16 protein-coding genes are annotated in these 15110 nt (G+C 73.0%); 15 read left to right on the top strand and 1 reads right to left on the bottom strand.

What is annotated here, in order from left to right; genetic code table 11:
* Positions 1-3: 3 nt before the first annotated feature.
* The 15 genes from RM812_RS32790 (at position 4) to RM812_RS32720 (ending at position 14167) form a co-directional block, all read left to right on the top strand.
* Positions 4-282 carry a gas vesicle protein GvpG gene (locus RM812_RS32790; RefSeq protein ID WP_311580927.1) on the top strand — a complete coding sequence of 93 codons (279 nt, stop codon included), beginning with the start codon at positions 4-6 and terminating at the stop codon, positions 280-282.
* Positions 279-851 carry a hypothetical protein gene (locus RM812_RS32785; RefSeq protein WP_311580924.1) on the top strand — a complete coding sequence of 191 codons (573 nt, stop codon included), beginning with the start codon at positions 279-281 and terminating at the stop codon, positions 849-851. The genes RM812_RS32790 and RM812_RS32785 overlap by 4 nt, the downstream gene beginning before the upstream one ends.
* Positions 848-1753, top strand: coding sequence for an SRPBCC family protein (locus RM812_RS32780; protein WP_311580921.1), 906 nt, complete (start codon positions 848-850; stop codon positions 1751-1753). Before RM812_RS32785 ends, RM812_RS32780 begins: the two co-directional genes overlap by 4 nt.
* A gap of 18 nt (positions 1754-1771) precedes the next feature.
* Positions 1772-2116, top strand: a complete 345-nt coding sequence (locus RM812_RS32775) for a gas vesicle protein (protein ID WP_311580919.1) — start codon at positions 1772-1774, stop codon at positions 2114-2116.
* A complete protein-coding gene (locus RM812_RS32770; RefSeq protein ID WP_311580916.1) occupies positions 2113-3027 on the top strand; it encodes a GvpL/GvpF family gas vesicle protein in 915 nt (304 codons plus the stop codon). The genes RM812_RS32775 and RM812_RS32770 overlap by 4 nt, the downstream gene beginning before the upstream one ends.
* Before the next feature lie 35 nt (positions 3028-3062).
* Entirely contained in the window at positions 3063-3272 is a 210-nt protein-coding gene (locus RM812_RS32765; protein WP_311580976.1) for a gas vesicle protein, read from the top strand.
* Positions 3269-3562, top strand: coding sequence for a gas vesicle protein K (locus tag RM812_RS32760; protein WP_311580913.1), 294 nt, complete (start codon positions 3269-3271; stop codon positions 3560-3562). The genes RM812_RS32765 and RM812_RS32760 overlap by 4 nt, the downstream gene beginning before the upstream one ends.
* Before the next feature lie 97 nt (positions 3563-3659).
* The gene (locus RM812_RS32755) at positions 3660-4751 is read left to right on the top strand and encodes a substrate-binding domain-containing protein (protein ID WP_311580910.1); all 1092 of its coding nucleotides are present in this window, start codon (positions 3660-3662) and stop codon (positions 4749-4751) included.
* A 126-nt stretch (positions 4752-4877) separates the two neighbouring features.
* Positions 4878-6209: an ABC transporter substrate-binding protein gene (locus tag RM812_RS32750; protein ID WP_311580907.1), complete on the top strand. Its 1332-nt coding sequence runs from the start codon at positions 4878-4880 to the stop codon at positions 6207-6209.
* 25 nt (positions 6210-6234) lie between these two features.
* Entirely contained in the window at positions 6235-7224 is a 990-nt protein-coding gene (locus RM812_RS32745) for a carbohydrate ABC transporter permease (protein WP_311580904.1), read from the top strand.
* On the top strand, positions 7221-8084 hold the full coding sequence (locus RM812_RS32740) for a carbohydrate ABC transporter permease (protein WP_311580901.1): 864 nt from the start codon (positions 7221-7223) through the stop codon (positions 8082-8084). Before RM812_RS32745 ends, RM812_RS32740 begins: the two co-directional genes overlap by 4 nt.
* Before the next feature lie 59 nt (positions 8085-8143).
* A complete protein-coding gene (locus RM812_RS32735) occupies positions 8144-9124 on the top strand; it encodes a hydroxyacid dehydrogenase (protein ID WP_394816548.1) in 981 nt (326 codons plus the stop codon).
* Positions 9121-11019, top strand: coding sequence for a DUF2264 domain-containing protein (locus RM812_RS32730; protein WP_311580895.1), 1899 nt, complete (start codon positions 9121-9123; stop codon positions 11017-11019). Before RM812_RS32735 ends, RM812_RS32730 begins: the two co-directional genes overlap by 4 nt.
* Positions 11020-11524: 505 nt before the next feature.
* Complete coding sequence (locus tag RM812_RS32725; protein ID WP_311580892.1) at positions 11525-11749, top strand: hypothetical protein; 225 nt, start codon at positions 11525-11527, stop codon at positions 11747-11749.
* 138 nt (positions 11750-11887) lie between these two features.
* Entirely contained in the window at positions 11888-14167 is a 2280-nt protein-coding gene (locus RM812_RS32720; protein ID WP_311580889.1) for a catalase, read from the top strand.
* A gap of 54 nt (positions 14168-14221) precedes the next feature.
* Here RM812_RS32720 and RM812_RS32715 read toward each other — a convergent pair whose 3' ends face one another.
* Positions 14222-15103: a YegS/Rv2252/BmrU family lipid kinase gene (locus tag RM812_RS32715; protein ID WP_311580885.1), complete on the bottom strand. Its 882-nt coding sequence runs from the start codon at positions 15101-15103 to the stop codon at positions 14222-14224.
* Positions 15104-15110: the final 7 nt, after the last annotated feature.

Raw genomic sequence — 15110 nt, 5'->3', positions numbered from 1 at the left:
GCGGTGGGCATCGTGAGCGGTCTCCTGCTGCTGCCCCTCGCCCCCGTGCGGGGCACGGCGTGGATCGCCGACCACCTGCTCCAGGAGGCCCGGCGCCAGACCCACGACCCGCGGGCCGTCCAGGCGCGGCTGTCCGCACTCAACCGGGCCCTGGACGAGGGCGCCATCGACGAGGCGGCATTCGAACGGGAGGAGGAGCGCCTGCTCGCCCTCCTCGAACGCCCGGCGCGGCCCACCGGCCGCACGACAACCACGGATCCAGCGCGGAGAAGACACACATGAACGACAACAGGGCGGCCATCGCCGCGGCCATGGCCGGCGGCTATCTCCTGGGCCGCACGAAAAAGGTGAAACTGGCCTTCATGGTCGGCTCCTACCTCGCGGGCCGGCGCATCGGCCTGTCCCCGGGCCAGGGGCTGTCCCAGGGCCTGGGCAAGCTCCAACTGGCGCCACAGTTCCAGGAGTTGTCCGACCAGGTGCGCGGCGAACTGCTGACGGCCGGACGCGCGGCCGTCACCGCCGCGGCGAACCGCGGGCTCACCGGCCTCGCGGACAACCTCCGCGACCGTACCGACGCGCTGACCGGCGCGGGACGACGAGGCGGCGAGGCGACGGAGGACCAAAACGGCGACCACGACGAGGACTACGACGGCACTCCGGACGAGGACGCCTATTTCGACGAAGAGGACCGGGAGGAGGACCGGGAGGAGGACCGCGAGCCCGCTCCCGCGCCGCCCCGGCGGGCCGGGAGGAACGCTCCGCCACGCAAGGCCGCATCCCCCCCGAAGAAGGCCGAGCCGGCGAGGGAGGCCATGGGCTCGGGCGGTAGGCGCGGAGGTGGGCGCGGATGAACCACACCCGGCAGGAGGGCGGGGAGCCCTCCCCCCTCGGTGACCTGAAGGACGCACTCGGCGGATACCTCTCCGCCACGGGCCACAGCCTCGTGGGCAAGGCGGGGGAACGGATCGGAGGGCTGACCGACCGGCTGACCTCCTCCGCGGGCGGCCGGAGTTCCCAGGGCGGCGGAGCGGGGGGCGGGGCCCGCGGCGGCAGCATCAAGGCGACGCACATCATGGAGACCGTCGACATCGGCGTCCCCCTGCGCACCGTCTACGACCAGTGGACCCGGCTCCAGGACTTCAGCGGCTTCACCAAGGGCGTCCGCAGCGTCTCCCCCGACGACGAGGTCACCTCCGACTGGATCGTCAAGGTCGGCCCCTCGAGCCGCGGTTGGAAGGCGACCGTCCAGGAGCAGGTCCCCGACGAGCGGATCGTCTGGACCTCCGAGGGCGCCAAGGGCAGTACACGCGGCGCGGTCACCTTCCACGAGCTGGCGCCCCGGCTGACCCGGGTCGTGGTGGTCGTCGAGTACTACCCGTCGGGTTTCTTCGAGAAGACCGGCAACCTCTGGCGTGCCCAGGGACGCCGGCTGCGGCTGGACGTGAAGCACTTCGCGCGGCACGTGACCCTGATGGGCGACGAGGAGGTGGAGGGCTGGCGCGGGGAGATCCGTGACGGCGAGGTCGTCCGCACCCACGAGGAGGCGCTGGAGGAGGAGAACGCCGACCGGGGCGAGTACGAGGACGACGGCGAGGGCGAGGGCGACGAGGAGAGCGTCGGGTACGGGCGCGACCAGGACGAGTACGACGAGGACGAGGACGGTGAGTACGACGAGGAAGGTGACGAAGGTGAGGACGGCGACGAGGACGACGAGGCGTACCAGGACGACGAACGTGCCCGCCCGTATCGCTGACGCCGCGGGGAGTGCGCGGTGACGGACATCGACCACCGCTTCGCGAGCCCTGGGACGCAGCCCTACGCGCCCGTCACCGGCAACCTCGCCGACCTCCTCGAGCGGGTCCTCGACAAAGGCATCGTCATCGCCGGTGACATCAAGATCGACCTCCTCGACATCGAACTGCTCACCATCAGGCTGCGTCTGTTCATCGCCTCGGTGGAGACGGCGAAGAAGGCGGGCATCGACTGGTGGGAGACCGACCCGGCGTTGTCCTCCCGGGCCGCGCGGGACGCGCTCGCCGAGGAGAACGCGCGGTTGCGGGCCCGGCTCGACGCCCTGGAGGGGGCCGCCGAGGACGCGGTGGGAGCCGTCCGGTGAGCGCGCCCGCGACCCCGGCGGCCCCTGTGATCGTCTGCGCGTTCGCCGTCACCCGTACCCCGCCGGCCGTCGCCACGCTGGCCGCGGCGACCGGTCACGAGGAGGGCGGTCCGCTGCGCGTGCTGCACGCGGGCGGCCTCAGCCTGGTCGTCCAGGACGTCCCCGCCGCGCTGTTCGACAAGGAGGCGCTGGCGGAGCGGCTCAACCGCCCCGACGATCTGGAACGCTGCGCCCGCGCCCACCACCGGGGTGTCGAGGCCGCGAGCGGGCCGGGCCCCGTGGTTCCGCTGCCGATGGCGACCCTGTACCGCAGCGACCGCAGCGCGCGGCGGGCCGTCGCGGCCCGGGAGGCGGTGCTGGGCACGCTGCTCGACCGTCTCCGGGGCCGCAGGGAATGGGCGGTGAAGGTCCACGCCGCCGAAAGCGCGACCGGCGCCGCCGCCCCCGGCGCCGCGGCCACCGATGGACGTGCCTACCTCAGCCGGGCCAGCGCGCGGCGCCGGGGCCGGCAGGAGGCGCACGAGCGGGCGCTGGCCGAGGCGGAGGCCGTCGACGCGGAACTGCGACGGTATGCCGTCGCCGCGACGCGGCACCGCCCGCAGAGCGAGCGGCTGACCGGCCGGAGCGCTCCGCAACTGCTCAATGCCGCCTACCTGGTGGAGGACACGGCGAGCCCCGCCTTCACCCGTGCCCTGGCCGGGCTGGCCGCCGACGGTCGGCTTCCGGCCGTGGAGGTCGGTGCGTCGGGGCCGTGGATCCCGTACTCCTTCGCCCGCTGGGACGAGGACCCGGACACCGTCGAACGGGACGACACCGGACACGACCGGACGGAACACGACCGCCCGGCAGGCGGCCGCACGGAGCAGGACCCCACGGCGCGCGGCCACACGGAGCAGGAGGCTCCCTCGTGACCCTCCAGGACCCGCGGAAGCCGGGTCCGGAGCCCGTGCCCTGGGACGGCCCGGAGCCGTACGCACCCGTCGGGCTGCCCCTGGTCGACCTGCTGGACCGGGTGCTGGCGACCGGTGTCGTCGTCAGCGGGGACCTGGTCCTGGCCATCGCGGACGTGCCGCTGGTGCGGATCTCCCTGCACGCCCTGCTGTCGTCGGTGAACGAGCGGGTGCCCGCCCCCTGGGCGGACAGCGGGCCGTTGTGACCGCGCCCGGGGACCACGCGCTCGACCTGGATCCCGAGCGCGTCACGAACGACCTGGCCGCCCTGGTCCTCACCGTTGTGGAGCTGTTGCGCCAGCTCATGGAACGCCAGGCCGTACGCCGCTTCGACGAGGGCACCCTGAGCGCGCAGCAGGAGGACCGGCTCGGTACGGCCCTCATGCTGCTCGACGAGCGCATGGACGACCTGTGCGCGCAGCACGGGCTGACCCGCGGCGATCTCAATCTCGACCTGGGCCCGCTGGGCCCGCTCCTCTCGGACCCCGAACCGTAGGGACGCCCGGGTCGGGAGGACGGCACGCACCCGGGACGAACGATCGCTATGATGGCGGCGAATCGCTCAAACGAACATTTCCGGGTGGGGAGGCCTGATGAGGGAGCCGGTCGATCTCAGGCGCCAGCGGATTCTGGCGGCGGTCCAGGCGCGCGGTACCGCGCGCGTGCGCGATCTCGCCGACGAGTTGCAGGTCTCCGTGGTGACGGTGCGCCGGGACGTGGAGGAGCTGACGCGGGAGGGCAGGCTGCGGCGCGGGCACGGCGTCGTCCGGTCGACGCTGCCCTCACCGGACGCGCCACCCGCGGGGGCCGCGGCGGCCGGGGACCGGGTGGCCGTGGTGGTCCCCGTGCGGCACTCGTATCTGAACGAGACCCTGCACGGCGCCCGCACGGTCCTGGAGGAGGCCGGGGTGCGCATCGCCCTGCACCTCGCGCCGCAGGCTTCCGGTGCCGAACGCCCGCTGGTGGAGCGTGCGCTGGCGGACGGGGCGCGCGGGCTGCTGATCGCCCCGCGCTGGCGCGGCCGGGCCGAGGAGGAGGCCGACCACGAGTGGCTCGCCGCGCTCGGGGTGCCGACGGTGCTGATGGAGCGCCGCCCGTGGCGCGGCAGCGCGTTGCACGCCCTGGACTCGGTGTGCTCGGACCACTGGTACGGCGCGCATCTGGCCGTGGAGCACCTGGTGGGGCTCGGTCACCGGCGCATCGTGTTCGCCACACGGCACGACAGTCCCACCGCGCGTTCGCTGCGTGCCGCCTTCGCCGAGGTCGCGCAGGCGCATCCCCTGGTGGAGCAGTGGGCGTGGGCGCTGATCGCGCCGGAGGCCGGAGCCGACGGACCGTACTCGGCGGACGAGACGGCCGAGTTGCCGGCGCTGATGCGCAAGATGGGTGCGACCGCCGCGGTGCTGCACGGCGACGTGGACGCGCTGATGATCGTGCAGCGGCTGGCGGAGGAGGCGGTACGTGTGCCGCAGGACTGCTCGGTCGTGGCGTACGACGATGTCGTGGCCGGGCTGGGTTCGCCGCCGCTGACGGCCGTGTCGCCGCCGAAGACCGAGGTCGGGCGCATGGCCGCGGAGTTGCTGCTCCAGCGGCTCTCCGAGGCGCCCGGCAGCCGGCCGGGCCGGCGCGTGGAGTTGCTGCCCCGGCTGATGGTGCGCGGATCGGCGGACCGCCCCGCCGTTTGATCGTTTGATCGCTTCATTTTCTTCTGATCGATCTATTGACCGTTTGTTCTGGAGCCTTCAGGATTCCCGTGTCCCGAACAGTCGGGTCCGCACCCACGCGGACCCGCAGGAGCCGCGGGAGGCGCCATGCCCGGACGACCCAGCCGTCGGTCCGTGCTCGCCGCGATGGCCGCCGTACCCCTGACAGGAGCCGCGAGCGCCTGCAGCGGGGAGAACGGCGCCTCGTCGGCCCGCACGAGTACCACCACGCGCATCACCTTCTGGTCCGCACTGCGCGGCAGCCAGGACGTGGTCGACGCGTTCAACCGCACGCACAGGAACATCCAGGTGGAGTTCCAGCAGATCCCCTCCGGCGGGCAGGGCGGCTACGCCAAGCTCAGCAACGCCGCCCGGGCCGGCAACGCGCCCGACGTCGCCACCATCGAGTATCCGCAGGTGCCGGGGTACGCCATCGACGGCGTCGCCCGCGACATCACCGACCTCGTCGGCGACCGCCTGCGCCGCAAACTGCTGCCGCAGGCACTCGGACTGACCACCTTCGAGGGGCGGGTGTTCAGCGTGCCGCTGGACGTCGAGCCCATGGTGATGCACTACCGCACCGATCTGTTCGACCACTACGGCCTGCGGGTCGCGCGCACCTGGGACGAGTTCGCCGAGCAGGCCGCGACCGTGCACCGCAAGGCGCCCGACCGGCGGCTGGTGCTGTTCCCCACCGACGGCATGACCCAGTTCGCCGCGTACGCCTGGCAGGCGGGCGCCCGCTGGTTCGACACCTCCCGCGGCGCCTGGAACGTCTCCCTCGCCGACGCGCCCTCCCGACGGGTCGCGGACTACTGGCAGGGGCTCATCGACCGGGACGACGTCTTCATGAACGCCGTCGAGAGCAGGCAGGCCGACGCGCAGATCGGCAACGGCCTGGTCCTCACCCGGCTCAGCGGCGCCTGGGACGCCGGCGCCCAGATGAACGCGCGGCCCGGGCAGAAGAACCAGTGGCGGATCGCCCCGCTGCCGCAGTGGGACACCGCCCGCCCTGCGGTCGGCACGCACGGCGGCTCGACCTTCGCGGTCACCAAGGACAGCCGCCACCCCGAGGCCGCCATGGAGTTCATCGAGTGGCAGGTCTCCCACCCGGACGCCCTGCGCGCCCGTCTCTCCAGCGGCACCAGCAGCCAGTACCCGGCCGCCCCCGACCTGGTCGCCGTGGGCCGCGAGGCGTTCGACCGGTCGTACTACGGCGGGCAGGACGTCTACGGCCTGTTCGAGCAGGAGGCCGAGAGGATCGGCGAGGGGTGGCTGTGGGGGCCGCGGATGAGCGCCACCCAGAAGGTCATGCAGGACTCCTTCGCCCGCGTCGGCGCCGGCCAGGGCTCCCTCGTCGAGTCCCTGCGCACCGCGCAGGAGGGCACCATGCCCGACCTCAAGGCCCTCGGCCTGTCCACCACCCAGCACAGCACCTGAGCCGACGAAAGGCAGGTGACACCCCATGACCACGACCACCCAGCCACGGGTGCCGACCGGCGCCTCCCGCGCCACCGCCCCCGCGTCCTCCGCCGCCGGCCCGCGCGCCCGCAGGGCGGCGAAGCGCCGCCAACTGGCCGCCTGCGGCGTCCTGATGACGCCGTTCTTCGCCCTGTTGGTCACCGTCTTCCTGATCCCCGTCGGCACGGCCGTCTACCTCAGCTTCTACAGCGACGACCAGCCCGGCCTCGGCTTCGGCCCCGAGCACACGGTCTTCGTCGGTCTGCGCAGCTACGCGGCCGTCCTGACCGACCCCACCTTCCTCGGCGGGCTCGGCACGGTGGCCCTGTACTGCCTGATCTACATCCCGCTCATGGTGCTCGGCGCGCTGGCCCTCGCCCTGCTGCTGGACTCCGGAGTGGTGCGGCTGCGCGCCTTCGCCCAGCTCTCCCTGTTCCTGCCGCACGCGGTGCCCGGCATCATCGCCGCGCTGATCTGGCTGTACCTGTACACGCCGGGCATCAGCCCGGTGATCGACCTGTTCGCCCGCGCCGACATCACGATCGACTTCCTCGGCATCCACACGGTGGTCCCGTCCATCGTGAACATCGCCCTGTGGAGCAACCTCGGCTACAACATGGTGGTCTTCTACGCCGCCCTGCAGGCCGTGCCCCGCGAGGTGATCGAGGCGTCCGTGGTGGACGGCGCGGGGCCGGTGCGCACGGCGCTCCAGGTCAAGGCACCGCTGGTGCGGGCCTCGATCGTCATGGTCGCCATCTTCACCCTGATCTGGGCGCTCCAGCTGTTCACCGAGCCGATGCTGCTCAGCCAGTCCTCCCCCATGATCAACTCCCGCTTCTCGCCCAGCATGTACATCTACGACGCGGCGTTCACCCGGAACAACTACGGCCTGGCGGCGGCCGCATCGGTCGTCCTGCTCGTCTTCACCATCGTCCTGTCCTACGGCGTCACCCGCTTCACCAGCCGCGCCGACTCCGCCGAGGAGGCCCGATGAGCGCCACCGACAGCTCCCTGCTCCGCCCGAGGCTGCTGGGCCGGGCGACGGTCAACGTGGTCGTCGCGGTCTCCGTCCTCTACACGCTGCTGCCCGTGCTGTGGCTGTTGCTCGCCTCGACGAAGACCCGGGACGCGCTGTTCAGCAGCGACCTGCTGAGCCTGAGCGACTTCTCGTTCGTGCAGAACCTCGAGGACCTGTTCGCCATGGACGGCGGACTGTACAGCCGCTGGTACCTCAACAGCCTGCTGTACGCGGTGCTCGGCGCCGCCCTCGGCGCGCTGCTGAGCGTCGCCTGCGGCTACGCCTTCGACAAGTACCGCTTCCGGCACAAGGAGAAGCTGTTCGGCCTGGTCCTCGCGGCGGTCATGGTGCCGCAGACCGTGCTCGCGCTGCCGCTGTACCTGATGGCCTCCGAGGCCGGCCTGGTCAACACCTTCTGGGCGGTGTTCATCCCGGTGCTGTTCAACCCGTTCGGCGTCTACCTCGGCCGCATCTTCAGCCGGGGCTACGTGCCCGACGAGGTGCTGGAGGCGGCGCGCGTGGACGGGGCCGGCGAGCTGACCACGTACGCGCGCGTGGCGTTCAGGATGCTCGGACCCGGTCTGATCACCGTCTTCCTCTTCCAGCTCACCGCGATATGGAACAACTTCTTCCTGCCCATGGTGATGCTGTCCGACCAGGACCTGTACCCCGTCAGTCTCGGCCTGTACCAGTGGAACAGTTCGGCGTCCGTCTCGCCGGAGTACTACCCCGTGGTGATCATGGGATCGCTGCTCGCCGTACTGCCGCTCATCCTCGCCTTCGTGCTGCTCCAGCGTTTCTGGCGCAGCGGTCTGACCGCCGGAGCCGTCAAGTGACCGACCCGCACGCCCCCGACACCCCCGACGGCGGGTTCCGGCCCCGTGCCGCCGTGGCCATGTCCCAGGACGCCGCCGCGGCCGTCCTCGACCCGCAGTCGCTCGGGGCGTTCCGCCGGGTGTGCGACCTCGCGCCCCTCCCGGCGCTGGACGACCTGTCCACACCGCGGGCCAGGTCCGTGCTGGCCGACGTCGACCTGCTGATCACCGGCTGGGGCTGTCCGCCGCTGGACGCTCAGGTCCTGCGGGCGGCGCCGCGGCTGCGGGCCGTGGTGCACACGGCGGGCAGCGTCCGCGGGCATGTCACCGACGCGTGCTGGGAGCGGGGGATCGAGGTGTCCTCCGCCGCCGCGGCCAACGCCGTGCCGGTGGCCGAGTACACGCTCGGCATGATCCTGCTCACCGGCAAGCGGGTGCTGGAGCGGGCCCGGGAATTCCGGGCCTCCCGCACCCGCGACAACTGGCTGCGCACCCCGCGCAGCGTCGGCAACTACCGCCGCACGGTCGGCATCCTGTCGGCGTCGCTGATCGGGCGCCGGGTCGTCGAGCTGCTGCGCCCCCACGACATCGACGTCCTGCTGCACGACCCCTATGTCAGCGCCGCGGACGCCGCCGCCCTCGGTGTCGAACGCGTCGAGCTGCCGGAGCTCTTCGCGCGCTGCGACACCGTCAGCGTGCACACCCCGCTGCTGCCCTCCACCCGGGGCCTGGTCGGCCGTTCCCTGATCGACTCGATGCCGGCCGGGGCCGTACTGATCAACACATCCCGAGGGGCGGTCGTCGACCAGGATGCGCTCACCGACGCCGTGCTCGCGGGCCGGATCCGGGCCGTCCTGGATGTCACCGACCCCGAGGTGCTGCCCGCGGACCACCCGCTGTGGGACTGCGAGAACGCCCTGATCACCCCCCACCTCGCCGGCTCCGAGGGCAACGAGTGGCGCCGCCTGGCGGACCTCGCCCTCGCCGAGAGCACCCGCTGGGCGTCCGGTGCCGGCTTCCTCCATCCCGTACGACGCGAAAGGCTGGCGTTCCTGGCATGAGCATCCCGTTCGAACTGCCCACCGAGGACCGTGCGCTGAGCCCCTGGACCGGTTACACCCGGGCCCACTGGGAGGCCGTCGCGGACGGGCTCCTGTGGGCGGCGTGGCGCTGGAGCACCCCGGGCCGCGCCCTGCTCGACCTGCCGGGGCGGCCCTCGCGGTCGGGAGTGCGCTCCGACGGTCTGGAGGGCTTCGCCCGGACGTTCCTCGCGGCGGCCTTCCGGGTCGCGGGCGCCGACGGCGACGATCCGCACGGCTGGCTGGACCGGTACGCGCGGGGCCTCGCCTCGGGCACGCTCACCCCCGGCCGCGACGACACCGAGTCCTGGCCGCTGATCCTCGACCACGACGTCCAGGGCCAGCCGATGGTCGAGTCGGCGTCGGTCGCACTCGGGCTCAGGCTGACCGCGCCGTGGTTGTGGAAGAACCTGGACGCCGGGATCCAGGACCGGGTGGAGGAGTGGCTGCGCGGGTCTCTGCGGCACGTGCCGGCGCCGAACAACTGGTACCTGTTCCCGTACACGGTCGCCGGTTTCCTGGAGTCGGTCGGCCGCGGCGACGCCGAGACGGCCGCGGCCCGTCAGCGGGCGCTGGAGCTGATGGAGGGCTGGTACCGGGGCGAGGGCTGGTACGCCGACGGCGACGGCCGCGCCTTCGACCACTACAACGGCTGGGCCCTGCACCTGTACCCGGTGCTGGACGCCCATCTCTCGGGGGACACCGAGCAGGGCGCCCGGTACGGTGACCGGCTGCGTACGCATCTGGAGGGTTTCTCGCTGATGTTCGGCGGCGACGGGGCGCCGCTGCACTTCGGCCGGTCGCTGGCGTACCGCTTCGCCGCCTCCTCGGCCGTGGGCCTGGGCGCGGTGACCGGGCACACGCCGCTGACACCGGGTGCCTCGCGGCGGCTGGCGAGCGGCAGTCTGCGGTACTTCCTCGACCGCGGCTCGCTGACCGACGACGGACTGCTGAGCCTGGGCTGGCACGGGCCGCACGAGGCGTCGCTGCAGCCGTACTCCGGCCCGGCCTCCCCGTACTGGGCGTCGAAGGCGTTCGTGTCGCTCCTCGCACCGGCCGGCCACCCGCTGTGGACGGCCACGGAGGAGCCCGCGCCGGTGGAGATGGCCGACCGCGTACTGGCCCTGACCGCGCCCGGGCTGCTGGTGCAGGCGACCCGCGACGACGGGATCGTACGGCTGCACAACCACGGCAGCGACCACGTACGGCCGCACGAGGGCGAGACGGCCGCCGAGGACGACCCGCACTACGGGCGGCAGGCGTACTCGACCCGGACCGGCCCCACCGCGTCCGACAACGCCGCGGACAACCACCTGTCGGTGGAGGTGAACGGCCGGCGCAGTGTGCGCCGCCGCGTCCGTCCGCTCGGCGCGGGCCACGGCGACGGCTGGGGCTGGGCGGCGTCCTGGCACCGGCCGGTGTTCGCCGGCGGGCCTCCGATGGTGCCGGGGCTGCGGGTGGAGAGCGTGACCGTGGCGCGGGGGCCGTACGAGCTGCGGGTGCACCGGGTGGTCGGCGCGCCGGCCGGGTCGCGCGTCACCCACACCGGGTGGGCCACCGGCCCCGAGGAGCCCCTGGTCTCGGTGCTGCACGGCCTGCACGGCTGGCGCCCCGAGCCCGAGACCGTGCGCGCCCCGCAGGGCACCGCCTACGCGCCGTGGGCCGAGATGCCCCGGCTGTCCGGCGACGCGGGCGGCACCTCCCTGCACGTGTGCCTGGCGGCGCTCACCGGTGAGCCGGGGCCCGTCCCGCCGGCCGAGGCCGTCACGGAGGTCGCGGCCGACGACACCGGCGTCGAGGTGACCTGGGCGCTCGACGGTGCGCGCACCCGGGTCTCCTTCGACCCGCCGGTGCGGGTGACGCACACGGCGGGTTAGGCACCGCCTGGCCCGAGCCGGGCCTCTCCTGGTTCGGGCCAGGCGCCTCCCTGCCCGAGACCGGGCACCGCCCGGCCCGAGCGGACACTCCCGGCGCGAGCCGACACCTCCCGGTCCGAGCCGGCCTCTCCTGGCTCAAGCCGGGCCTCTCCTGGCTCAAGCCGGTGACCTTCCGACCCGAGCCGGCACCACCCAGCCCAAGCAGACACTCCCGGCGCGAGCCGACACCCCTCTGTCCGAGCCGACACCTCCAGGCCCGAGCCGACACCACCCACCCCGAGCGGACACTCCCGGCGCGAGCGGACACTCCCGGCGCGAGCCGGCAGCTCCAAGCCCGCGCCGGCATCTCCTTGTTCGAGCCGGGCGTCTGCGGCTCGTGTCAGGGCGTTTCAAGGGCCCCGACCGGCGCGTCCGGTCGGGGCCCTCCCTCGTGCGCGCGTCTCCGGTGGCGCGTCGCACCCGTGCCGGTGACGCTGGTACGGCACCGGTGAGAAGGAGCTCCCCCATGCGCCAGTCGTCGTGGGCCGTGATCGCGGCCCTGGCCGTGTCGGTCCTGTGCGCCGCTGAGGCGAAGGCCGTCGTACCCCGCGCCGCACACCTTCCGGGCGACGTGGCGGCGACCGAACGCGTCCGGGGCGGCGGAGTGGTCATCTCGGCGGACGGGGAGGGGACGGGCTCCTCCACGGCACGCGGCCAGGGCGGCACCCACGACGGGGAGACCATCACCTGAGCCAACCGCTTCCGTTCCCTCGCGCCCATGCCTTGAGACCCGTTCGCTGGGTACGCGGTCACGGCCCCACACGCCCAGTCGGTACTCGAATCAACCCGGCCGCGTGCAGCGGCCCGCGCAGAACGGAGAAATGGCTTTATGAGCGAGGCCAACCCCCTCAAGCGGGTAGCCCACAAGGTCACCGAAACCCTGCAGGGCGACGGTGGCGGACCGGCAGAGGGGATTCCCGGCAAGCCCGGTCCCGAGTCGCCCCCCGTCGCCGAACCCACCGAGCCCAGGGAGCCGCTGCCCGCGAAGCCGGACCAGAGCGGTCCGGACACCGTGTCGCCGACCGGCCAGCCGACCGGCGCCGACCAGGCCCGCGTGGCGCAGTCCGGGAGCTACCTGACGAACGCTCAGGGCACTCGGCTGTACGACACGGACCACTCGCTGAAGGCCGGGCCGCGCGGGCCCGTGCTGCTGCAGGACCATCACCTGCGCGAGAAGGTCATGCACTTCGACCACGAGCGCATCCCGGAGCGCGTGGTGCACGCCCGGGGCGCCGGCGCGCACGGGGTCTTCCAGAGCTACGGCACGGCGGCCTCCGTGACCAAGGCCGGGTTCCTGGCCGCGGACGTGGAGACGCCGGTGTTCGTGCGGTTCTCCACGGTGGTCGGCTCCCGGGGGTCGTCGGACACCGTGCGCGACACCCGCGGTTTCGCCACGAAGTTCTACACCAGTGAGGGCGTCTTCGACCTGGTCGGCAACAACATCCCGGTCTTCTTCATCCAGGACGCCATCAAGTTCCCGGACGTCATCCACGCCGCGAAGCCGCACCCCGACCGGGAGATCCCGCAGGCGCAGAGCGCGCACGACACCTTCTGGGACTTCGTCTCGCTGCACACCGAGGCGACCCACCACACCATCTTCTTCATGGGCGACCGCGGCATCCCGCGCTCCTTCCGGATGATGGAGGGCTTCGGCGTCCACACCTTCCGGCTGGTGAACGCCGAGGGCGCCACGACGCTGGTGAAGTTCCACTGGAAGCCGAAGCTGGGCGTGCACTCCCTGGTGTGGGACGAGGCCCAGATGATCAACGGCATCGATCCGGACTTCCACCGCCGGGACCTCGCCGACGCGATCGAGGCGGGCGCGTACCCGCAGTGGGAGCTGGGCATCCAGACCTTCCCCGACAACCCGGAGCAGACCTTCGAGGGCATCGACCTGCTCGACCCGACCAACATCGTTCCCGAGGAACTCGCCCCGGTGCAGCCGATCGGGCTGATGACCCTCAACCGCAACCCGTCCAACTTCTTCGCCGAGACCGAGCAGGTCGCCTTCCACGTCGGCCACCTCGTGCCCGGTATCGACATCACCGACGACCCGCTGCTCGCCGGGCGGTTGTTCTCGTACCTGGACACCCAGATCACGCGTCTGGGCGGCCCCAACTTCCCGCAGCTGCCGATCAACCGGCCGCACGCTCCGGTCAACGACATGCTGCGCGACGGCATGCACCAGACGGCCGTGCACCGGGGGGTGGCGCCCTACCGGCCCAACTCTCTCGACGGCGGCTGCCCGTTCGTCGCCGGAGCGGCCGAAGGGGCGTACATCGAAGCGCCGGTACGGGTCCCGGAGGCGACCAAGGTGAGGGACGCGCCGGAGTCGTTCGCGGACCACTTCAGCCAGCCGCGCCGGTTCTGGCTGAGCATGAGCCCGGTGGAGCGCGAGCACATCATCGGCGCGTACACCTTCGAGCTGGGCAAGTGCTACGAACAGGCCATCAGGGAGCGGACGCTCCAGGTCCTGGCCAACATCGACCCGGAGCTGTGCGCGGGTGTCGCCGAGGGGCTCGGCCTGCCCGCCCCGCAGCCGACGGTGCCGCTGGCCGACGTCGCACCCAGCCCGGCGCTGTCCCAGGTGGGGCGCACCTGGCCCGTCGAGGGCCGGGTGGTCGGCATCGTGACCGGCGGGGCCGATCTGGAGGGCGTGACGGCCGTGCGGGAGGCGGTGCTGACCGCGGGGATGGTGCCGCTGGTCGTGGCGCCGACCGGCGGCACCATCGGTTCGGGCGGCGAGGCGCTGACGGTGCAGCGCAGCTACGTCACCGCGCGGTCCGTGGAGTTCGACGCCGTCCTGCTGGCGGGGACGCCCGAGATGGGCGGCGACGCCTACACGCCGCGGGACTACAAGGCCGCTCCGGCTCCCCTGGGGCCGGGCGCGATCGACCCGCGGGTGAGCCTGCTGGTGTCGGAGGCGTTCCGGCACGGCAAGGCGATCGGCGTCTGGGCGGGCGGCGAGACGGCTCTCGAGGCCTCGGGTGTTCCCGCCGACGCTCCCGGTGTGGTCGTCGCCGAGTCCGGCACCGCGGCCCTGGCGCGGGTCACGGAGCTGATGGGCTCCCACCGGGTGTGGGAACGCTTCACCACGCCCCGGGGCTGATCCGCGTACCCGCCGGGCCGGTCGCCGCTGTCGGCGGCCGGCCCGGCGGCGTGTTCAGCACAGGACGCGCAGCGCTCCGGGCAGCACCCTGGCCGTGACGGGGACGACCGCCTCGACCTCGCCGTCGGCGCCGTAGGGTATGGCCCGGTCGGCCTCGATGCGGACCTCCCGTCCGCGCAGGACGCGGACCTGGGGCCGGTGGACGTGGGCGCCCGAGGCCAGTTCGTTCATCAGGGCGAAGAACAGCCGCCGCGGCGCCTCGTGGATCATCACGACCTCCAGCAGGCCGTCGTCGACCCGGGCGGAGGGGGCGATCAGGCGGTTGGAGCCGTAGTAGCCGGAGTTGGCGGCCACCACCGTGTAGCCGGTGAACGCCTGCTCCTCGCCGTCGACGGTCACCCGGTAGCGCGTCGCCCGCCAGCTCGCGACGGCGCGCAGCGCGCCCGCGTAGTAGGAGGCGGTGCCGCGCAGCAGGCGCGCGTGGTTGGCGTGGTGGTTGGCGAGCGCGTCGACACCGGCGTAGACGCTGCCGAGCACGACGACGCGGTCGTGGACGGCCGAGGTGACCTCGATGGTGTCGACCGGCCGGGGTTCGCCGTGCAGGAGCACCCGGGCGAGCGCGGCGGGCTCGGTGGGCAGGTCCAGGGCGCGGGCGAAGTCGTTGCCGCGGCCGGCCGGGACGAGACCGAGCAGGGCGCCGGTGCCGCTGAGGGCGCCGCCGATCCCGCCGGCCATGCCGTCGCCGCCGACGGCGAGCACCACCCGGCCCCGTTGTCCGGCCCGCCGGGCGAGTTCCCGGGCGTGCGCGAGGCTGCGGCTGTACTCGGTCTCGAGCTCCGCGCCCGCCTCCCGCAGCAGCCGGGCCACCCCCAGCAGCGCGGCGGCCGAGGTGGCACCGCCCGCGGTGGGGTTGACGACGGCGGTGAACTCTCGCATCGATGTG

It is taken from the genome of Streptomyces lancefieldiae (genome assembly GCF_031845825.1).
GTDB classification, from domain to species: Bacteria; Actinomycetota; Actinomycetes; order Streptomycetales; family Streptomycetaceae; genus Streptomyces; species Streptomyces lancefieldiae.
Note: the sequence above shows the minus strand (reverse complement) of the source record. Positions and strands in the feature narration are given on the sequence as shown.